This window comes from Roseovarius conchicola, from assembly GCF_041403425.1.
Classification (GTDB): domain Bacteria; phylum Pseudomonadota; class Alphaproteobacteria; order Rhodobacterales; family Rhodobacteraceae; genus Roseovarius; species Roseovarius conchicola.
In genome coordinates this window covers 1,036,051-1,055,102 of record NZ_JBGEHK010000001.1, presented here as the reverse complement: position 1 = coordinate 1,055,102, position 19,052 = coordinate 1,036,051, and the positions used below count along the sequence as shown (strand labels likewise).

At 59.6% G+C, this 19,052-nt stretch carries 18 protein-coding genes and 1 tRNA gene; 10 read left to right on the top strand and 9 right to left on the bottom strand.

All coding sequences use genetic code 11. From position 1 onward, the window contains the following. Positions 1-2 precede the first annotated feature (2 nt). The 6 genes from acs to V6N02_RS05095 all read right to left on the bottom strand — a co-directional run bounded on the left by acs (position 3) and on the right by V6N02_RS05095 (position 7,253). Entirely contained in the window at positions 3-1,949 is a 1,947-nt protein-coding gene (gene acs, locus V6N02_RS05120) for an acetate--CoA ligase (RefSeq protein WP_371224412.1), read from the bottom strand. A 69-nt stretch (positions 1,950-2,018) separates the two neighbouring features. Further along, entirely contained in the window at positions 2,019-2,774 is a 756-nt protein-coding gene (locus tag V6N02_RS05115; protein WP_371224411.1) for an ABC transporter ATP-binding protein, read from the bottom strand. 15 nt (positions 2,775-2,789) lie between these two features. Next, entirely contained in the window at positions 2,790-3,545 is a 756-nt protein-coding gene (locus V6N02_RS05110; RefSeq protein ID WP_371224410.1) for an ABC transporter ATP-binding protein, read from the bottom strand. Between the two features lie 12 nt (positions 3,546-3,557). Next, on the bottom strand, positions 3,558-4,757 hold the full coding sequence (locus tag V6N02_RS05105) for a branched-chain amino acid ABC transporter permease (RefSeq protein ID WP_371224409.1): 1,200 nt from the start codon (positions 4,755-4,757) through the stop codon (positions 3,558-3,560). 3 nt (positions 4,758-4,760) lie between these two features. Further along, on the bottom strand, positions 4,761-5,792 hold the full coding sequence (locus V6N02_RS05100; protein ID WP_371224408.1) for a branched-chain amino acid ABC transporter permease: 1,032 nt from the start codon (positions 5,790-5,792) through the stop codon (positions 4,761-4,763). A gap of 108 nt (positions 5,793-5,900) precedes the next feature. Continuing rightward, on the bottom strand, positions 5,901-7,253 hold the full coding sequence (locus V6N02_RS05095) for a substrate-binding protein (protein WP_371224407.1): 1,353 nt from the start codon (positions 7,251-7,253) through the stop codon (positions 5,901-5,903). 221 nt (positions 7,254-7,474) lie between these two features. Here V6N02_RS05095 and V6N02_RS05090 point away from each other — a divergent pair, with 221 nt between their 5' ends. The 5 genes from V6N02_RS05090 (at position 7,475) to V6N02_RS05070 (ending at position 13,320) form a co-directional block, all read left to right on the top strand. Continuing rightward, positions 7,475-8,776 carry a helix-turn-helix domain-containing protein gene (locus tag V6N02_RS05090; RefSeq protein ID WP_371224406.1) on the top strand — a complete coding sequence of 434 codons (1,302 nt, stop codon included), beginning with the start codon at positions 7,475-7,477 and terminating at the stop codon, positions 8,774-8,776. A 71-nt stretch (positions 8,777-8,847) separates the two neighbouring features. Next, entirely contained in the window at positions 8,848-9,216 is a 369-nt protein-coding gene (locus V6N02_RS05085; RefSeq protein WP_371224405.1) for a response regulator transcription factor, read from the top strand. Then, entirely contained in the window at positions 9,213-9,485 is a 273-nt protein-coding gene (locus tag V6N02_RS05080) for a hypothetical protein (RefSeq protein ID WP_371224404.1), read from the top strand. Before V6N02_RS05085 ends, V6N02_RS05080 begins: the two co-directional genes overlap by 4 nt. Next, positions 9,486-12,167 (top strand): ATP-binding protein, encoded by a 2,682-nt coding sequence (locus V6N02_RS05075; protein WP_371224403.1) that lies wholly within the window; start codon positions 9,486-9,488, stop codon positions 12,165-12,167. A 100-nt stretch (positions 12,168-12,267) separates the two neighbouring features. Further along, positions 12,268-13,320, top strand: a complete 1,053-nt coding sequence (locus V6N02_RS05070) for a FliM/FliN family flagellar motor switch protein (RefSeq protein WP_371224402.1) — start codon at positions 12,268-12,270, stop codon at positions 13,318-13,320. 5 nt (positions 13,321-13,325) lie between these two features. Here the strand turns inward: V6N02_RS05070 and V6N02_RS05065 are convergent, their stop codons facing one another. Next, on the bottom strand, positions 13,326-14,189 hold the full coding sequence (locus V6N02_RS05065) for an MBL fold metallo-hydrolase (protein WP_371224401.1): 864 nt from the start codon (positions 14,187-14,189) through the stop codon (positions 13,326-13,328). A gap of 125 nt (positions 14,190-14,314) precedes the next feature. Between V6N02_RS05065 and V6N02_RS05060 the strand changes: the two genes are divergently transcribed. The 3 genes from V6N02_RS05060 to V6N02_RS05050 all read left to right on the top strand — a co-directional run bounded on the left by V6N02_RS05060 (position 14,315) and on the right by V6N02_RS05050 (position 17,009). After that, positions 14,315-14,632, top strand: coding sequence for a TraR/DksA family transcriptional regulator (locus V6N02_RS05060; RefSeq protein ID WP_371224400.1), 318 nt, complete (start codon positions 14,315-14,317; stop codon positions 14,630-14,632). A 42-nt stretch (positions 14,633-14,674) separates the two neighbouring features. Beyond that, entirely contained in the window at positions 14,675-14,884 is a 210-nt protein-coding gene (locus V6N02_RS05055) for a hypothetical protein (RefSeq protein ID WP_371224399.1), read from the top strand. Between the two features lie 88 nt (positions 14,885-14,972). Further along, positions 14,973-17,009, top strand: coding sequence for an enoyl-CoA hydratase/isomerase family protein (locus V6N02_RS05050; RefSeq protein ID WP_371224398.1), 2,037 nt, complete (start codon positions 14,973-14,975; stop codon positions 17,007-17,009). A gap of 5 nt (positions 17,010-17,014) precedes the next feature. Here V6N02_RS05050 and V6N02_RS05045 read toward each other — a convergent pair whose 3' ends face one another. Further along, positions 17,015-17,230, bottom strand: coding sequence for a hypothetical protein (locus V6N02_RS05045; RefSeq protein WP_371224397.1), 216 nt, complete (start codon positions 17,228-17,230; stop codon positions 17,015-17,017). Positions 17,231-17,395: 165 nt separating this feature from the next. On the opposite strand from V6N02_RS05045, the gene V6N02_RS05040 reads away from it, so the two are divergent. Then, positions 17,396-17,653: a DUF2312 domain-containing protein gene (locus V6N02_RS05040; RefSeq protein WP_371224396.1), complete on the top strand. Its 258-nt coding sequence runs from the start codon at positions 17,396-17,398 to the stop codon at positions 17,651-17,653. A gap of 4 nt (positions 17,654-17,657) precedes the next feature. Here the strand turns inward: V6N02_RS05040 and V6N02_RS05035 are convergent, their stop codons facing one another. Further along, positions 17,658-18,533 carry a hypothetical protein gene (locus V6N02_RS05035; protein WP_371224395.1) on the bottom strand — a complete coding sequence of 292 codons (876 nt, stop codon included), beginning with the start codon at positions 18,531-18,533 and terminating at the stop codon, positions 17,658-17,660. Between the two features lie 186 nt (positions 18,534-18,719). On the opposite strand from V6N02_RS05035, the gene V6N02_RS05030 reads away from it, so the two are divergent. Further along, positions 18,720-18,795 (top strand) — tRNA-Thr (locus V6N02_RS05030). The last annotated feature ends 257 nt before the right edge of the window (positions 18,796-19,052 follow it).

Below are 19,052 nucleotides of genomic sequence, written 5' to 3'. Positions count from 1 at the left end.
GTTTACTTGTTCATCCGGTTCTCGATCAGCTCGTCCACCACCGAGGGATCGGCGAGGGTAGAGGTGTCGCCCAGAGCGCCGTAGTCGTTCTCAGCGATCTTGCGCAGGATACGGCGCATGATTTTCCCTGAGCGCGTTTTCGGCAGGCCGGGGGCCCACTGGATCAGGTCGGGCGAGGCAATCGGCCCGATTTCCTGACGCACCCAGACGCGCAGCTCCTGACGCAGCTCTTCGGTGGGTTCTTCGCCAGCCATCAACGTGACATAGCAATAGATACCTTGTCCCTTGATATCATGGGGATAGCCGACGACAGCAGCCTCGGACACCTTGGAATGCGCCACGAGGGCGCTTTCGACTTCGGCGGTGCCCATCCGGTGACCCGACACGTTGATCACGTCATCGACGCGGCCGGTGATCCAGTAATCGCCGTCTTCATCGCGGCGGCAGCCGTCACCGGTGAAGTAATAGCCTTTGTAATCGGCGAAATAGGTTTTCATGAACCGCTCGTGATCGCCCCAGACGGTGCGCATCTGACCGGGCCAGCTGTCGGCGATGCACAGCACGCCCTCAACATCGTTGCCCTCGATAATCTCGCCCGAAGCGGGTTCGAGAACGATGGGTTTGATGCCGAAGAACGGTTTCATGGCCGCGCCCGGTTTCATCGCATGCGCGCCGGGCAGGGGGGTCATCAGATGACCGCCGGTTTCGGTCTGCCACCATGTATCGACGATGGGGCAACGCCCGCCACCGACAACGTTGGAATACCAGGTCCACGCTTCGGGGTTGATCGGCTCGCCCACGGTGCCCAGCACCTTGAGGCTCCTCAGATCGCAGGCCTCGACAAAGCTGTCGCCCTGGCCCATCAGCGCGCGCAGGGCGGTGGGTGCGGTGTAGAACTGGTTCACCTTGTGCTTTTCGCAGACCTGCCAGAAGCGTGAGGCATCCGGGTAGGTCGGCACACCTTCGAACATCAGCGTGGTTGCGCCATTGGCAAGTGGTCCATAGACGATATAGCTGTGGCCCGTGACCCAGCCCACATCGGCGGTGCACCAGTAGATATCGCCATCGTGGTAGTCGAACACGATTTCATGGGTCATCGCGGCATAGGTCAGGTAGCCGCCCGTGGTGTGCACGACGCCCTTGGGCATGCCGGTGGAACCAGACGTGTAGAGGATGAACAGCGGATCTTCGGCATTCATCTCTTCGGGCGGGCAGTCGGCATCGACTTTGGCGGCTTCTTCATGCCACCAGTAATCCAGACCATCACGCCAGGCGATCTGATCACCGGTGCGCTTGACCACAAGGCATTTGACCTCGTCAAAGTCGTTCAACAGCGCCTGATTGACGTTGTCTTTCAGCTTGGTGGCGCGGCCGCCGCGCGGGGCGGTGTCGGCGGTGATCACCAGCTTGGCGTCACAGCCATTCACCCGCGCGCCAAGGGCGTCCGGCGAGAAACCTGCGAACACGATCGAGTGGATCGCGCCGATGCGGGTACAGGCCAGCATGGCATAGGCCGCCTCGGGGATCATCGGCAGGTAAAGCACGACGCGATCACCCTTGCCGATGCCCAGCGATTTCATCACGTTGGCCATTTTGCAGACCTCGGCGTGCAGCTCTTTGTAGGTGAAGTGCTGTGCTGACTCGTTCGGATCATCCGGCTCCCAGATGATCGCGGTCTGATCGCCACGGGTTTCCAGATGACGGTCAATGCAGTTGGCTGAGACGTTCAGGGTGCCGTCCTCGTACCAGTTGATCGAGACATTGCCGAACTCGTAGCTGACATTCTTGATCGTTTTCGGGTGCGTCATCCAGTCGATGCGTTTGGCCTGCTCGGCCCAGAAAGCTTCGGGGTCATTGATCGAGGCAGCGTACATCTCGTCATACTTGGCCTCGTTGACCAGGGCGTTGGCGACAAATTCTGCGGAGGGGGGATAGGTTGCGTCGGCCATTTTGGGACCTTTCATCTTCGAGTATTCTGAATTGAAAAGACCCGCCCGGTTGGGGCGGGTCTGTGCATGTTATATAGCAAGATATTCCGCGCGGAGCGACTCATCCTCAAGCACTTCGGCGGCCGTGCCATCAAAGACGATCCCGCCGGTATCCAAAATCACGGCGCGATCGGCCAGTTCAAGCGCGCGAATGGCGTTCTGTTCAACGATCACCGTGGTGATGCCCTGTTCCTTGATCACGCGGAGTGTCTTTTCGATCTCGTCCACGATCACCGGGGCCAGCCCCTCGTAAGGTTCGTCCAACAGCAGCACCTTGATGTCACGGGCCAGAGCGCGGGCCACCGACAGCATCTGCTGCTCACCGCCCGAAAGGGTGACGCCTTCTTGGGTGCGACGTTCGCGCAAACGGGGGAACAATTCATAAAGGCGATCCAGCGACCAGCCGATCGGTGGAGCAATCTGTGCCAGCTTCAGGTTCTCCTCGACCGTGAGGCCGGGAATGATGCAACGATCTTCGGGGACAAGCCCGATGCCCACCGCCGAGGCCTGATGGCTTTTCATGTTGTGCAGCGGCTGGTGATCCAGCCAGATCTCGCCATGGTTCACCTGTGGGCTGTCCATCCGGGCAATCGCACGCAAGGTGGTGGTTTTACCCGCCCCGTTACGTCCCAGAAGCGCGAGAATCTCGCCTTCGTGGACGTTAAAGCTGATGTCCTGCACGATATAGCTTTCGCCGTAGTAAGCCTTGAGGCTCCAGACCGAGAGGAAGGCTGGTGCGGTCTCGGCGTGGCTGTGACCCTTTGAGAAATCCGGTTTGACGTTCATGTCTCAATCTCCCTCTTAGGCGCTCTCGCCAAGGTATGCTTCGCGCACCTTGGGATGGCCCTTGATGTTGTCAGGTGTGTCCTCAACCAGCGGCGTGCCCTGAGCCAGAACGGTGATCCGTTCGGCCAGAGAGAACACAACATGCATGTCATGTTCGATGATTGCGATGGTAATGTCACGCTCGTCCTTAATCTGTTTGAGCAGGTCGATGGTATTGTTGGTATCGGCCCGGGCCATACCGGCGGTGGGTTCGTCCAACAGCAACAGGCGCGGTTCCTGCGCCAGGCACATGCCGATTTCAAGGCGGCGCTTGTTGCCGCGGCTCATCGAGGCGGCATGGTCGTCGCGGTCATCGGCGAGGTTGAGGCTTTCTAGCATGCCCATCGCCTGATCAATGATTTCTTTTTCATTGCTCGCACTTTCAATGGCATGCATCCGGAAGGCGCCGTCGCGTTTGGCGAAGATCGGGATCATCATGTTTTCCAAAACGGTCAGATCGCCGAAAATCTCGGGTGTCTGGAACACGCGGGAAATGCCCATCTGGTTGATCTCGTAAGGCTTGCGCCCCAGTACCGACTGACCGTCAAACATGACGCTGCCGGTGTCCGGGATCAGCTTGCCCACCAGACAGTTCAGAAGGGTGGATTTGCCCGCCCCGTTGGGGCCGATGATGGCATGCACCGACTGATCCTCGACGCTGAGATTCACATCCCCCAGGGCCTGCAGACCGCCGAAGCGTTTGTTGACGTTTTTGACTTCAAGAATTCCCATCTTAACGTCTCCTTATTCTGCAGGGGTGGATTGACCGGCTTCGGGTTTGTCGTCCGCAGCCGTTTTGCGCGTGAACAGCGCCTTGATGCGTTGGCCGCCCTCAACCAGCCCACCGGGCAGGAAGATCACGACCAGCATGAACAACAGGCCCAGCGTCAGGTGCCAGCCCTTGCCGATGAAGGGATAGACCATGGTGATCACCAGATCCTCAAGCCCGTCGGGCATGAAGGCAAACCAGCTTTCCAGCGTTGCCTTGTTGATCTTGGAGACGATGTTTTCCATGTATTTGATGAAACCCGCGCCCAGAACCGGCCCGATCAGGGTGCCGGCGCCGCCAAGGATCGTCATCAGAACCACTTCGCCCGAGGCTGTCCAGAACATCCGTTCCGGGCCCACCTGCGTGTCCATCGCCACCAGAAGACCACCGGCCAGACCGGCATACATGCCCGAGATCACGAAGGCCGCCAGCGTGTAGGGCCGTGCGTTCAGGCCGGTGTAATACATCCGGGTCTGGTTTGACTTCACCGCGCGCAGCATGGTGCCAAAGGGCGAGCGGAAGATGCGGATGGAAAGATAGAAAGCCAGCAGCATCACCACGGCGGCGATGTAATAGCCCGCGTTGAAGGTAAACAGCCAGTTGCCCACCTCCATCTCAAAGCTGGAGCGCATGTCCATGCCAAAGAGGTTCGCGCGACCGATCTCTCCATCCTGCAGGTTTGACAGGATCGGACGGTCGGTCGGTTTGATCTGCAGGCCGGTTTCACCGCCCGTGATCGGTGTCAGCACCGAGTAAGCCAGCGCGTAAGACATCTGGGCAAAAGCGAGCGTCAGGATCGAAAAGTAAATCCCTGAGCGGCGCAGCGAGACATAACCCACCATAAGCGCAAAGATGCCAGCAAAGATGACCGCCATGATGATGGCCGGGATCACGTTCAGCGTCACCAGCTTCATCATCCAGATCGCCCCGTAGGACCCGACACCCAGGAAAGCGGCGTGTCCGAAGCTGAGATAGCCGGTCAGGCCAAACAGGATGTTGAACCCGATGGCGAGGATGCCAAAGATCACGAAACGCTGCATCAGGTCAGGATAGCCAGCGTTGAACTGCGCCATCGCGGAGCCTTCGGGGAAGGGGTTCAGGATGAAGGGGGCCAGCATCGTCAAGGCAATGACAATGATGAACAGGCGAAGGTCTTTTTTATCCAGTCCAAGCATGGCTTAGTCCTCCATCACGCCTTTGCGACCCATCAGGCCACGCGGACGCGTAAGTAGAATGACAATGGCAACCAGATAGATGATGATCTGATTGAGGCCCGGCAGCAGCTCAAGCACGGCACCCATCGAGGCAAAGCTTTCGAGGATCCCCAGCAGGAACCCGGCCAGCACAGCGCCCGGAAGCGAGCCCATGCCCCCCACAACCACCACAACAAAGCTGAGCACCAAGAAGTCCATGCCCATGTGATAGTTCGGAGAGTTGATGGGCGTGTACATCACCCCGGCAAGCCCGGCCACGGCGGCCGCAAGGCCAAACATGATGGTGAAGCGGCGGTCGATGTTGATGCCCAGAAGCTGCACCGTCTCGCGGTCGGCCATCCCGGCGCGGACAACCATCCCGAAGGTGGTGAATTGCAGGAAAGCAAAGACCGCGCCGATGATCACGGCGGCGAAGGCGAAATAGATGATCCGCCAGTAGGGGTAGATGATCAGGTTCGGGTCAAAGCCCAGCACGGCGCCGAAATCGAAAGAGCCCCGGAACGCGTCGGGCGCGGGGGTCGGGATCGGGTTGGCGCCATAGAAATACTTGATGACTTCCTGCAAAACGATGGCGAGGCCGAACGTCACGAGGATCTGATCGGCATGGGGGCGGTTGTAGAAATGCTTGATCAGCCCGCGCTCCATGATCACCCCGATCAGCATCATGATCGGAATGGCAAAAAGGATCGACAGCGGTACCGCCCAGTCGATCACAGCCGCGCCTGTGGCCTCGCCCAGAATGTCATAGATATATGGAATGTTTTCCATTTTCGGGTTGCCGAGGAAATCGACTTCGCCCGGCACCGGCACTTCGTGACTGAGTGTAAACAGGCGGCTGAGGGTCACGGCGCAGAAGGCCCCGATCATGAACAATGCCCCGTGGGCAAAGTTCACCACGCCCAGCGTGCCGAAGATCAGTGTAAGGCCAAGAGCGATCAGCGCATAGGCGGACCCTTTATCAAGGCCATTTAGAATTTGCAGAATGATGGCTTCCATCGGTCTGTCCCTTCAAGGTCAGGCGACGCCGTACGGGCGCAAGAAAACGATAAGAGTATTGGGGGTGTGGAGTGGGCCGCGGGGGCCCACTCCAGGATCACGAGACGCTTATGCGCCGTCGTTGCAGGCACCCAATGTGGCCTCGGGCCCACCCATTTGCGGGTGATCGGGCGCGTAGGTCACTTGCTCGACAGGTGTCACTTCGACGATTTCCAGAAGGTCGAACTCGGATTCCGGGTTCTCTTTCCCTTTCACAACCAGAACGTCTTTGAAGCACTGGTGATCGTCGCCACGATAGAGCGTCTTACCGTTGCCCATACCGTCGAATTCAAAGTCCTTCAGGGCTTCGCCAACGGCGCAAGGTGCGAAGGATCCGGCGCGTTCTACGGCATCTGCATAAAGCAGGGCCTGAACATAGCAGGTGTGCGCGGCCTGTGACGGCGGGAAGCCGTACTTGGTGCCGAAGGATTTCACGAAGGCTTTCGAGCCTTCATCGGTCAGCGACCAGTGCCAGTTGGTGGAACCGAAGATGCCCTTCACGTTGGCACCCGCACCTTTCGCCATCAGGCGAGAGTAGAGCGGAACAACGATCTGGAAGTCTTTACCGTTGACTTGCTTGTCACGCAGGCCGAACTGAACCGCGTTAGTCAGCGAGTTTACCATGTTGCCGCCGTAGTGGTTCAGAACCAGCGTGTCGGCACCCGACTGGAGCACCGGCGCGATGTAGGACGAGAAGTCGGTCTGTGTCAGCGGTGTTTTCACGGCTGCAACCGTATCCCAACCCATGGCTTCTGTTGAGGCGCGTACCGCTTCCTCGGTGGTGTAGCCCCAGTTGTAGTCGGCGGTCAGGTGATAGGCCTTCCGGTCGGTACCATAGGCATTGGCCAGCACCGGTGCGAGGGCTGCGCCGGACATGTACGAGTTAAAGAAGTGGCGGAAACCATTGGCCTTGCGGTCTTTACCCGTGGTGTCGTTCGAGTGGGTCAGACCCGCCATGAAGATAATGCCGGCTTCTTGGCACAGCGCCTGTACGGCCACGGCCACACCCGAGGACGACCCACCGGTGATCATCACCGCGCCGTCTTTTTCGATCATCGACTTGGCCGAGGCGCGCGCAGCGTCCGACTTAGTCTGTGTATCGCCGGTGACGTATTCGACTTTCTTGCCCAGGATGCCGTTGCCTTGCAGGGCCTTGGACGAGAATGTGTTCATCATGCCGCCATCGCCGCCACCGTTCAGGTGCTCGACCGCCAGCTCGTAGGCGCGCAGTTCGTCTGCACCCTCATCCGCGTAGGGGCCCGATTGCGGGACGTTGAAACCCAGTGTGACAGTGTCACCGGTGGGCGCATTTGTGTGCGCGGCCACAGAAGACGCGGTAAAGATGGTTGGCAGCGCGACGCCGGCCCCAGCAATAGCACTGGTTTTCAGCACACCACGACGCGTGAAGTTCGATTTGGACATTAGTATCCTCCCATTAAGAAATCCAAGGGGAGCGCCTCCTCTGCGCCGCCCCGAGATCGCACAGTTGTGCAAACCCATTATCGTTGAGAGTAAGAAAATTTCGCAACAAGCCACTTTGCGATAAGAATTTTTTTGTAAAAAAATCGACAATATGTATGGTGATTTTGTAAATTACTTTGTTTACGGTCCTGAAACCCGGTGAAACCTAAAGGAAATTCGCCATGGCGCAAAGTTCGATGGTGGGCAGCCGCATTCGCGAAAGACGTGTGCTGGCGGGGATAAAGCAATCTGACCTTGCCGGGCGGGCGGGGATTTCACCGTCTTACCTGAACCTGATCGAACATAACCGGCGCAGAATCGGCGGCAAACGGCTGTTGCAACTGGCCGAGGCGCTTGAGGTCGATCCGGCCTGGCTGAGCGAAGGTGCCGAAGCGACGCTGATCGCGGGCTTGCACGAAGCGGCTGGCGTCGACACCGGTCAGGCGGTCGAACTGGACCGTATCGAGGAGTTTGCCAGCCGTTTTCCGGGCTGGGCCGGGTTGCTGACGGAAACCGCGCGCCGCGCCGAAGGGCTGGAAGAGACCGTGCAGGCCCTGACCGACAGGCTTGCGCATGATCCGCAGCTGGCGGCATCGCTGCATGAGGTGATCTCGATGGTCACGGCGATCCGCTCGACCGCGTCGATCCTGGCCGATACGAAAGAACTCAAACCGGAATGGCGCGCGCGGTTCAATCGCAACATCAACGAGGACAGCCGCCGACTGGCCGAAGGGGCCGAGGATCTGGTGCGCTACCTTGAAGATGCACCCGACAAGGAATCCGAGATCAGATCGCCCCAGGACGAGTTGCACGCTTTTCTGGCGGCAGAAGATTATCACTTTGCCGCCCTTGAGGGGGAGGCCGGGGAGGTGTCCGATCTGATCGCCAACAGCCCGGTGCTGGTCAGCGATGCGGCGCGCAGCCTGGCCCATGATGTGTTGGTGCAATACGCCAGGGACGCTGCGGCCTTGCCCATGGCGGTTTTGCAAAAGGCAATCGACTGTCATGGCATGCAGCCGGACCGGCTGCTGGATCAACTGGATGTCGGGGCAGGGTGCCTGTTTCGCCGTCTGGCCGGATTGCCCTCAGACGTGTTTGGTCCTGTGGGGCTGGTGATTTGCGACGCCTCGGGCACATTGACCTTCCGCAAGCCGCTGCCCGGCTTTGATATTCCCCGTGCCGCCGGGGCCTGTGCGTTGTGGCCGCTCTATCAGGCGCTCGGCAATCCTGCGATACCGCAGTACCAGATGGTGGTACAATCCGGACGCGGCCATAGTGCGGCACAAAGCTATAGCGTTGCCGAGCATGTCACGCGGGCGCGGTTTAACCAACCGGCCAGCTTGCGGGCCTATATGCTGTTGCTGCCGGCCCCACCCGGCATTGATCCAGCCGACGCGCGCGAGGTTGGCACGACATGCCGCGTTTGCCCCACCGAGAGTTGTGTCGCACGTCGTGAACCGTCGATTTTGGCAAAGGGTTTTTGACAGCCGCGACGTGATTTCACATAGTGAGCGAACCGCCGGGGCCTGCCCGGGTGGAGGGGGGACTATAATAGATGAATAAGAAAGTGCTTCTGATCGAGGACGAGCCCAATATCATCGAGGCCGTGAGCTTTATCCTGTCACGCGAAGGCTGGGAGGTGAAAACCCACTCCAATGGCCACGACGCGGTGGATGCGGTGCGCAGCCGCGCGCCCGACCTGGTGATTCTGGACGTGATGTTGCCGGGCAAAAGCGGCTTTGAGATTTTGCAGGAAATGCGTGCCGACGAGGCGATGGCCGATCTGCCGGTTCTGATGCTGACCGCGCGCGGCCAGGTGAAAGACCGCGAGATGGCCGAACGGTTCGGCGTCAGCCGTTTCATGACCAAACCGTTTTCCAATGCCGAGGTGCTGGATGCGGTTCGTGAACTGGTGGCGCCATGAGCGATGAGGCGCAAAAGCCGCTTTTTCTGGAACGCGCCACTTATCGCCGACGCAGGATGGCTGATGCGGCACGGATGCTGCCGATCTTTGGCGTCGTCTTGCTGGCGCTGCCGATGCTCTGGAGTTCTGGCGAAAACGGCGCTGTGCGGACCACCCATGTGATGGGTTATGTCTTTGGCGTCTGGGTCATGCTTGCGGTTCTGGGGGCTGTGTTGCAGGCCTATCTCGCCCCGGACGACCGAAAGGCCGACGCCGAAAAGGACGCGTGAATGGTCACACTGAACATGCTTGTTCTGGTTTGCCTGCTCTATGTGGCCCTGCTGTTCGCGGTGGCCTTTGGTGCAGATCGCGCGGCCTTGCGGGGCCGGGGGCGCTGGTTGCGCAGCCCGTGGATTTATACGCTGTCGCTGTCGATCTATTGCACCGCCTGGACGTTTTACGGGGCTGTCGGGTTCGCGGCGCGCTCGGGCCTTGAATATCTAACGATCTACCTCGGCCCCAGCCTAGTGATGGTCGGCTGGTGGTGGGCGCTGCGCAAGATGGTGCGGATCGGGCGCAGTCAGCGGATCACCTCGATCGCCGATTTGATTTCTTCGCGCTACGGCAAATCCAACCTGCTGGCTGTGCTGGTCACGGTGCTCGCGGTGATCGGGGCCACACCCTATATCGCGTTGCAACTGCAATCCGTCGCACTGTCCTTTTCCGCCTTTGCCCAGAACGACCCCGGATCGGAACTGCCCAGTATCGAGGCCACCGCGTTGTGGGTGGCCATTGGCCTGGCGCTGTTCACTGTTCTTTTCGGCACGCGTAACCTCAATGCCAATGAACGCCATCACGGCGTGGTCATGGCCATCGCGCTTGAAGCGGTGGTGAAACTGTTCGCCCTTCTGGCGGTCGGCGTTTTCGTGGTCTGGGGTCTGGCCGGCGGCATTGGCGAAACCCTGGCGCGGATTGACGAGTCCAAAATCGCCACTTGGGAGGTTCCGGGCAGCCGTTGGGTCGGCCTGACCATGCTGTCGGCTGCGGCCTTTCTGTGTCTGCCACGGATGTTTCAGGTGATGGTTGTCGAGAACGAGGATGAAGGTCATCTGCGCACGGCCTCCTGGGCGTTTCCGGCCTACATGATGTTGATCAGCCTGTTTGTTGTGCCGATTGCGGCCGTCGGATTGGACCTGCTGCCTTCTGATGCCAATCCCGACCTGTTCGTCTTGACCCTGCCGTTGCAGGAAGGGCGCAACGGGCTGGCGATCCTGTCCTTCCTTGGCGGGTTTTCTTCGGCGACATCAATGGTGATCGTGGCGGCGATTGCGCTGTCGACCATGCTGTCCAACCATATCGTGATGCCGATCTGGCTGCGCACCACCGGCGGCAGCGCGGTGGTATCGGGCGATGTACGACAAGTGGCGTTGCTGGCGCGGCGCCTGTCCATCGCGGGCGTGGTCTTTCTGGGCTATGTCTATTTCCGCATGTCGGGCGGCGGAGCGGCCTTGGCCGCGATGGGGCTTGTGTCTTTCGCTGGCGTGGCCCAATTCCTGCCGGCGATGATGGGCGGTATCTTCTGGCGTGGCGCGACCCGAACCGGGGCGCTGTCTGGCTTGCTGGTGGGGTCATCCGTTTGGCTTTACTGCTTGTTCCTGCCCAGCTTTGGCCCTTCGGCCCTGATGCCCCAAGAGGTGTTTGATCACGGGTTTCTGGGAATGAGCTGGCTCAGGCCCTATGCGCTGTTCTGGACCGAGGGCATGGATCCGCTGGTGCATGCGGTGATGTGGAGCATGTTGCTGAACACGGCCACCTTTATCGCCATCTCACTGCTCAGCTTTCCGACACCGTTGGAGCGTTTGCAGGGTGCGCAGTTCGTTAATGTGTTCCAGCATTCCGCCACCACTGGCAGCTGGAGCGGGGGGCTGGCGCAGAGCGAAGACCTGCTGATCATGTCGCAACGGATCATGGGGGCCTCCGAGGCCCAGAAGTTCTTTGCCGAGGCGGCACGGGGTCAGGGTTTGCCGGGCTATCTGCCGGAACCGTCTCCTGACTTCCTGCAACAGCTGGAGCGGGAATTGTCCGGCTCGGTCGGGGGGGCGACGGCCCATGCGATGATCTCACAAATCGTGGGTGGGGCCACGGTATCGGTGCAGGATCTGATGGCGGTGGCCGATGAAACCGCGCAGATCATGGAGTATTCCAGCCAGCTTGAAACCAAGTCGCAGGAACTCAGCCATACAGCCCGGCAATTGCGCAATGCCAATGAAAAACTGACCCAGATGTCCAAGCAGAAAGACACGTTCCTGTCCCAGGTCAGTCACGAACTGCGTACCCCCATGACATCGCTGCGGGCCTTTTCGGAAATTCTGCTCGATACCAATGATTTGACGCCCGATGAACAGGACAAATACGCCACGATCATCCATGGTGAGGCCTTGCGCCTGACCCGGTTGCTGGATGATCTTCTGGACCTCAGCGTGCTGGAAAACGGCCAGGTGATCCTGAATGTCGAACATGGCACGTTGCGGCAAGTGCTGGATCGCTGCATCTCCGTATCGAGCGGGGATGCGCGCGCCCTGACCATCCGGCGCAACCGCGAGGCTGAAGACGTCATGCTGAACACCGATCTTGATCGGCTGGCGCAGGTGTTCATCAACCTGATTTCGAATGCGCGCAAATACTGCGATGCCGAGGATCCGGTGGTGACCATCCGCACCACGACCGAGGGCGATGACCTGTTGATTGATTTCACCGACAACGGGTCGGGCGTGTCCACAGATCAGCAAATGGTGATCTTCGAGAAATTCACCCGGGTCGGACAGAACGAAGCGCGCGGTGCGGGCCTTGGCCTGTCGATCTGTCGCGAGATCATGGCGCGGCTGGGTGGCGGGATCAGCTATCTTCCCGGACAGGGCGGGGCATCGTTTCGCGTGAGATTGCCGGTGGCGATCAAGATGGCGGCGCAATAACCGTGTGGTCCGGGGCGCGTCGGTGATCCGCGAAACGCTTTGGTAACCAAATTCCGGGTAACCTGCAGTCTGAACTCACAAACAGGCTGCGGCGACAGGAATGGCCCTGACGGACACATCTTCGATCATTCACAGGAAGGCCCGTGTGGGGCGGGAAGGGTTTGATGCGCGCGCAATGTCGCCTTCCAAGGCCTTGCGCCTGTCCCTGGCCAAGTCTGCCGAGACGTTGTTTGAACTGGCCTTGTCGGTCACCACGGTCGAACAGGTGACGATCGGGGCCAATGCCATTCCCGACAAGCTGGGCGATGACGGGTTGCTGATGCTGCTGGATGGGGCAGGCGGGCAGCGCGGTGCCGTCAAGCTGGATACGCAGTTTATCGCCGCGTTGATCGAGGCCCAGATCACGGGCGAGGTGCGGGCCACAGCGGCGCAACCTCGCACGTACACCCGCACCGATGCAGCAATGGCGGCCCCTTTTCTGGATGCCGTGCTGGACGGGTTTGATGCCCAATTGCGCGAGACGGATGAGGCCTATCTTCCCAAAGCCCTGCGGTTTGGCGACAAGGTGGATGATGCCCGCGTTCTTGGTCTGGCGCTGGAAGGGGGGCGGTATGACCTTTACTCCATCACCGTCGACCTTGCCGAGGGGGCCAAGACGGGTGTGATCTCGGTGCTTGTACCACAAATCACTGCCCCGAAGGGGCCCAAGCCGGGGCAGGATAACGCCGACAAAGCTGGCACCGATACTCTGGCGCAAAACGCGCTTGAGGCAACGGCAACCTTAGACGCGGTGATGGCGCGGATCGAAATGCCGTTGAAAGATATCTGGGGTCTGAAAGTGGGCATGGCGCTGCCAATTGCCGCAAAGTCGATTGACAATACGCAGTTGATCGCGCCGGGCAGCCATTTTGTGGCCGAGGTGCGGCTGGGCCAGTTGAACGGGTTGCGCGCTGTGCGGCTTGTCTCTGATCACGATGGTGGCGAAGATCAGGCAAACAGGCAAATCACGCCTGAACCTGCCGCCATAGAAAGCACGTTTGAATACGATCTCGACATGCTGCCGGCCCAAGCCGACGTGGCGGGTGACCCTGTCAAACCGGACCCGGGTGCAAAACCGCCGCCCGAGACCCTGCCACAACCGGCAGATGGTTAGCGCGGTCAGAGTTTGTTGACCGGCACTTTCAGGAACAAATTGCCTTGCTCATCTTCGGGCGGCATGTGCCCGGCGCGCATATTCACCTGCAACGAGGGCACGATCAGTTTTGGCATCGCAAGCTCAGCATCGCGCGCATCGCGCATTTTCACGAAGTCTTCGCAAGGCGTGGCATCGCCCACATGCACGTTGCGGGCCTTTTGTTCGCCCACGGTGGTTTCCCACGCATAGACGTCGCGCCCGGGGGCCTTATAATCATGGCCCACGAAAATGCGCGTCTCCTCGGGGAGCGCAAGTATCTTCTGGATGGACTGGTAGAGCATCTCGGATGACCCGCCGGGAAAGTCGCAGCGCGCCGTGCCGAAATCGGGCATGAAAAGCGTGTCGCCAACAAAGGCCGCATCGCCGATGACATAGGTCATGCAGGCCGGGGTGTGGCCGGGCGTGTGCAACACGTCGCCGCGCAACTGCCCGATGTGAAAGCTGTCGCCCTCGTGAAAAAGCCGGTCAAACTGCGAGCCATCGCGCTGAAATTCGGTGCCTTCATTGAACACCTTGCCGAATGTGTCCTGCACCACGCGAATATTGTCGCCAATCCCGATCTGACCACCCAAAGCCTCCTGCAGGTAAGGTGCTGCTGACAGGTGGTCGGCATGAACATGGGTTTCCAGAAGCCACGCGACCTCCAATCCTTCGTCGCGCACAAACTTTATGATCTGATCCGCCGACCGCGTGTCCGTCCGCCCCGAGGCGTAATCGAAATCCAGCACTGAATCTATGATCGCACAGGTCCGCCCCGCAGTATCGCGCACGATGTAGGAAATCGTATTGGTGGCATCGTCAAAAAAGGCGGTGACTTCTGGTGACATGGCGTTCTCCCGTTTGAACAACACATAGCATTTCTTGCATGTGTTTCAACCGTGGGGCTTGACGCAAGTCAAAGTGCCCCCTGCCATGGTTTGTTAACATATTCACGAAATCAAGAGGAGGGGTTATGACCGATACTGCCGGATATCGAAAAGCTTTGCTGGCGCGGTTGGGCGAGTTGGACACCCGGCTGCACGCGATCGAGTCTGAGTTGGACGAACCCGTTTCCAAGGATTGGGAAGAAGCGGCGGTCGAGCGGGAAGGCGAGGAAGTGCTGGAACAGCTGGGCCAAAGCGGCCAGGAAGAAATCGCCCGCATCCGCGCGGCACTGAAACGGTTGCGCGATGGCAGCTATGGTATCTGCGTGCGCTGCGAAGACCCGATTTCCGCTGCGCGGCTGGATGTTCTGCCGGACACTCCCCTGTGCAAGGATTGTGCTGTATAAAGTCATTCATCAAACAAATAACGAAAAAGAACGGAGGAGGTTATGAAAGACATTCTGAACAGACTTGAAGAATTAAAGACCGAGATCGAAGACGTCGCCGAAATGGACCGGCTGGCCTTTGAACCGGAAATTACCCGTCTGGTGGCGCAGTTGGATGAGCAGCACGAAACCGTGCCCAAGGACATCCGCAACCTGGCCGACGAATTGATGAGCGAAGCCATCGAGGCGCGCTTTGACAACATGCCTGTCTAGACCCTGATGCTGCCTTCGCGCTTGCTTGCATGACGAGATTTGAGTGTAATGTTCGTCATGTGGGTGACCGGTGCAAAAGGGGCACGGCGTGACAGAGCAGGTGGACACAGAAAAGCGGGACGGCATTGCGCTGATCACGCTGAAACGCCCACCCAACAACGCGCTGACCGCTGCGGTGCGTCGTGACCTTGCCTTTGCCCTCGAAGATGCCATCGAACAGCCCGACGTCACCGCGATCGTCCTTGGCGGGGCCGGGCGCGGGTTTTCGTCTGGTTATGACCTTTCCGAATTTGACGCCGAACCGACAGCACCTTCCCTCGGCGACATCTGCGCTTTGATCGAAGACAGTCCCAAGCCGGTGGTCTGTGCTTTGCATGGCATGGCAATGGGGGCAGGGTTCGAGCTGGCGCTGGCGGCCCATGCCCGTGTGGCCCAGCGCGACACGGGTTTTGCCCTGCCCGAGGTGAAGCTGGGCATGATGCCCGGGGGCGGTGCCACGCAAAGATTGCCGCGTATCCTTGGGGCGCAGAAAAGCCTTGAAATGCTGTTGACGGGGCAAACCATTCTGGCCGCTGATCCGCGTCTGAAACGCCTGATGACGCAGCTAACAGCGGATAGCCCGACGCAGCAGGCGCTGGCCGTTGCCCGGGATCTGGCGGCGCGCGGCCAATCGCCGAAAAGCCGTGAGATCACTCTGGGGTTTTCCGACCCGCTGGGGTTCCAGAAGTCGATAGGCACGGTTGCCGCGCAGCTATCGAACCGAAACGGGGTCGAGCGCGATATCCTGTCTTGCGTCGAGGCCGCGCAACTTCTGCCCTTTGCGCAGGGGCTGGCCTTTGAACACAGCCTTTACAAGGACCGCTTAGCCTCGCCCGAGGCGCGCAGTGCGCGGCATCTGGTTCTGGCCGGGCATCGCGCCGCCCGTCCTCCGGCCCGGCTCAAATCGCCGCCCGGCGAGGTCAATCATGTGGCCCTGCTTGGCGCGGATGGATTGGTCGCCGAGACCGCGATTGCCTGTCTCGAAGCGGGGTTCAAAGTCTCGGTGCTTGCCAGTGATGGTGCCAGTGCCGCCGATCTCACGGATCGAATAGACCGGGTCCGGGCCAAGGCGCAGGGCGATCCGGCCCAACGCGCCACCCGGCAGGAACGGCTTAGCATCGTGGATCAGCCGGGGCAGATTGCAGCGGTCGATCTGGTGTTGGATAGCGGGCAGGGTGTTGGGCTGTCACCCGATCGGTTGCGCCCCGATGCGGTTTGGATGGCGATCAGATCGAGGGTTGACCGGGCGCGTGCGGGCGCGCTGGCCGAAACGGGTCGGGCGCTCGGCATCGAGTTTTATCGTCCGGTCCATATCGCGCAGGTGGCGGAACTTTCGATCACGCGCGGGGCCGATCCGCAGGCCGTTGCGACCGTCTTGACCGCTTTGGCACGGCTCCGGCGGAGCGTTATCCAGACGACGCTGCCCGCAGGTACGGTCGGTGCACGGCTTAGCAACGCCCTGTTTGCTGCAGCCTGCCAATTGACCAGCGAAGGGGCCAACCCTTACGAAGTCGATGAGGCAGCGCACGATCTCGGGTTTGCCACGGGGCCGTTCGTGATGATGGACCGGGTTGGGCTGGCCCGGGCTCAACTGCGGCTGACCGCCTATGCAGACCAAAAAGGTTTGGACCCTGTTGAGACAACATTCCTGTCGGCGCTGGTTACCCAAGACCGGATCGGCGCAGAAGTGGGCAAAGGGGTTTATGCCCACACCTCCGGAAGGGTGTCCCGGGATCCCGATATCCCCGGCCTGCTTGCCGATCTGGCCCGGGGGGATCGGGCTGCCGGGTTCGACGGCCACGTCATTGGCGCGGTCCTGCATGGCGCGGTGGTGAACGAAGCGGTTGCCCTGATCGCCGAGGGGGCGGTCAGGCGCGCCTCTGATCTTGATCTGCTGATGGTACGCGGTTTCGGATTTGCAGCCAGTCGGGGTGGCCCGCTTTTCTGGGCCGATCTGAACGGCTTGTTCGGACTCTATCAAAAGATGCAGGCGCTCGCGCCAATCTCGCCATTGTGGCGCCCGCATGCAAAACTGGATGACATGATCCGAAACGGGCAGGGGTTCTTTGGCCGTCTGGCCGGGTGAGCCGCCTAGCCGAGGATGATCCCCAGCACCACCATCATCAACCCGATCACCGACAGGAACAGTGCCGCGGTGTTCAACGGCACAACCTTTTGCACGGCCGCGCGCAGCTCATCATCGCTGGCGCCGCTTTTGCGGGCTTTCCACACCGTGTAAATGCACCACACCAGCCCCAGGAGCCCTATCATTGACACCGCCGCGCCGATCCAGATCAGAGTTTGCATGGTTCATTTTCCTTCGGGTTTGCCTATCCAGACAGCGCCTAACGGATGGGGCGCTGGTTTTCAATCACAACAGGGCGGGATGCGTCTTGATCTGGGCTGCACGCGGCGCTAGGACGAAGGCCCTGACCCTTTTTCAACCCGTCAGCTAACCAAATAGGTGCGCCCATGTCCGATACGTCCTCCGATACAAGTTACCGCGTTACCGCAGACGAGCTGCGCCAGTTCATCGAGCGGTTCGAGCGGCTGGAGGCCGAGAAAAAGGACATCGCGGATCAGCAGAAAGAGGTCATGGCCGAGGCCAAGGCGCGCGGCTATGATACCGGCGTCATGCGCAAGGTGATTGCCCTGCGCAAGCGTGACAAGGACGACATCGCCGAAGAAGAGGCGGTTCTGGAGATGTACAAGGAAGCGTTGGGAATGTGAGCGCTTAGGGCGTGATCAGATTGATGCCGGGAATGGCCTGGATCGCGTAGAGATCATCGTCGTAAATCTCGGTCAGATCGTCGATCAGCCCATCTGTCCAGCCAAAGATATCCAGTTCTTCTTCAATCGCCTCATCGCGGGCGAATTTGTCGAGGAACGCAGCGATGACCCGGCGCTTTTGTGTCTCTGACATGCCGGGATGGGACTCGACGTAAGTGCGGAACCGCTGCATGCCCGCCTCGGTCATGATTTCTTCGAGCATGGTATATTCGCCCTCAAAGGCGGAGATCGGATCCAGCCCGGCCAGTTCGCGGACCACCTCGGACCAGATCAGCGGCAGATCCTCGTTGCACCACACGGTGATCGGCATATCCGGATACGCCTCGCGCACCCGGGCGATCATCTCGGACCAGCGCACGACGCGCGGATCAGCCCCGCGCATATACTCGTCAAAGCTGTTGATCGGGGTGTTGTGAAAGACCGCTGGCAGGAACGTGGCCGGGTTGCAGATCGCCAGAAACAGCTCGATCTGGTCGCCGTGAAAAATCTGCTGCAGGGCCGACAGCCGGTCTTCGGCAGCGCGGTACAACAACCCTGTCCCGACGGCCATTTTCGGGGTGCCGAAGAAACCGGAATTGGACAGGATCAGACGGTCACTGGCGGTGCCCTGAAGGATCGCATCCAGCACCACATCACGGGTTTCATCAATCAGGCCCACCATCCGGGTGGTTTGCATCACATCACGGATCAGTTTTCGATAGCTGGTCGGGTGGGGCACGTTGGTGCCCTTTTCTTCCAGCATGTCTCGGTTGGCCATCAGGCAGTGGACCAGCCGGTCTTCATCGGTGACATGCGCGCCTGCGTGAATGACAACTTGCATCTTTGGTCCGTGGCTCCAAGGGGTCGCAACCGTCATATACAGGCAGTTGCGGGGGGCGTGAAACCGGTTTTTTGAACCGGTTTACGGGTTCTAAGCCCCGAACCGGGCGAAACCGCGGCATGGGGGCGGTATTGTCGTGTAATTTTGCTTGCAGAGCGCGCGGCGGTTTTGTATCTCGGCGTTCGTGCCCCTATAGCTCAGCTGGTAGAGCAACTGATTTGTAATCAGTAGGTCCGCGGTTCGAGTCCGTGTGGGGGCACCATAAAATCCTTTAAAATCAAATAGTTGTGTTAAATTTAGGCACCCAGGAGAACGGGTGAACCCACAAGCAGACATATAGCAGACATTCTGCGATTCAGGCTTGGTTCATCCTCACTCTACAACCGAATGATACGCCCAGTACGGATAAACCTGACTGGGTCACAAATTTTGTAACGGGATTTTGTTCATATTTTCAATATGTTGATATGTTTTGATATGAAAATACGTTGTTGATTGAAAAATCAAAATTCAACACAG

What these genes read in the sequence shown, in the direction of transcription:
- acs (WP_371224412.1), bottom strand. Translation starts at nt 1,949, where the DNA reads ATGGCCGACGCAACCTATCCCCCCTCCGCAGAATTTGTCGCCAACGCC.
- V6N02_RS05115 (WP_371224411.1), bottom strand. Translation starts at nt 2,774, where the DNA reads ATGAACGTCAAACCGGATTTCTCAAAGGGTCACAGCCACGCCGAGACC.
- V6N02_RS05110 (WP_371224410.1), bottom strand. Translation starts at nt 3,545, where the DNA reads ATGGGAATTCTTGAAGTCAAAAACGTCAACAAACGCTTCGGCGGTCTG.
- V6N02_RS05105 (WP_371224409.1), bottom strand. Translation starts at nt 4,757, where the DNA reads ATGCTTGGACTGGATAAAAAAGACCTTCGCCTGTTCATCATTGTCATT.
- V6N02_RS05100 (WP_371224408.1), bottom strand. Translation starts at nt 5,792, where the DNA reads ATGGAAGCCATCATTCTGCAAATTCTAAATGGCCTTGATAAAGGGTCC.
- V6N02_RS05095 (WP_371224407.1), bottom strand. Translation starts at nt 7,253, where the DNA reads ATGTCCAAATCGAACTTCACGCGTCGTGGTGTGCTGAAAACCAGTGCT.
- V6N02_RS05090 (WP_371224406.1), top strand. Translation starts at nt 7,475, where the DNA reads ATGGCGCAAAGTTCGATGGTGGGCAGCCGCATTCGCGAAAGACGTGTG.
- V6N02_RS05085 (WP_371224405.1), top strand. Translation starts at nt 8,848, where the DNA reads ATGAATAAGAAAGTGCTTCTGATCGAGGACGAGCCCAATATCATCGAG.
- V6N02_RS05080 (WP_371224404.1), top strand. Translation starts at nt 9,213, where the DNA reads ATGAGCGATGAGGCGCAAAAGCCGCTTTTTCTGGAACGCGCCACTTAT.
- V6N02_RS05075 (WP_371224403.1), top strand. Translation starts at nt 9,486, where the DNA reads ATGGTCACACTGAACATGCTTGTTCTGGTTTGCCTGCTCTATGTGGCC.
- V6N02_RS05070 (WP_371224402.1), top strand. Translation starts at nt 12,268, where the DNA reads ATGGCCCTGACGGACACATCTTCGATCATTCACAGGAAGGCCCGTGTG.
- V6N02_RS05065 (WP_371224401.1), bottom strand. Translation starts at nt 14,189, where the DNA reads ATGTCACCAGAAGTCACCGCCTTTTTTGACGATGCCACCAATACGATT.
- V6N02_RS05060 (WP_371224400.1), top strand. Translation starts at nt 14,315, where the DNA reads ATGACCGATACTGCCGGATATCGAAAAGCTTTGCTGGCGCGGTTGGGC.
- V6N02_RS05055 (WP_371224399.1), top strand. Translation starts at nt 14,675, where the DNA reads ATGAAAGACATTCTGAACAGACTTGAAGAATTAAAGACCGAGATCGAA.
- V6N02_RS05045 (WP_371224397.1), bottom strand. Translation starts at nt 17,230, where the DNA reads ATGCAAACTCTGATCTGGATCGGCGCGGCGGTGTCAATGATAGGGCTC.
- V6N02_RS05040 (WP_371224396.1), top strand. Translation starts at nt 17,396, where the DNA reads ATGTCCGATACGTCCTCCGATACAAGTTACCGCGTTACCGCAGACGAG.
- V6N02_RS05035 (WP_371224395.1), bottom strand. Translation starts at nt 18,533, where the DNA reads ATGCAAGTTGTCATTCACGCAGGCGCGCATGTCACCGATGAAGACCGG.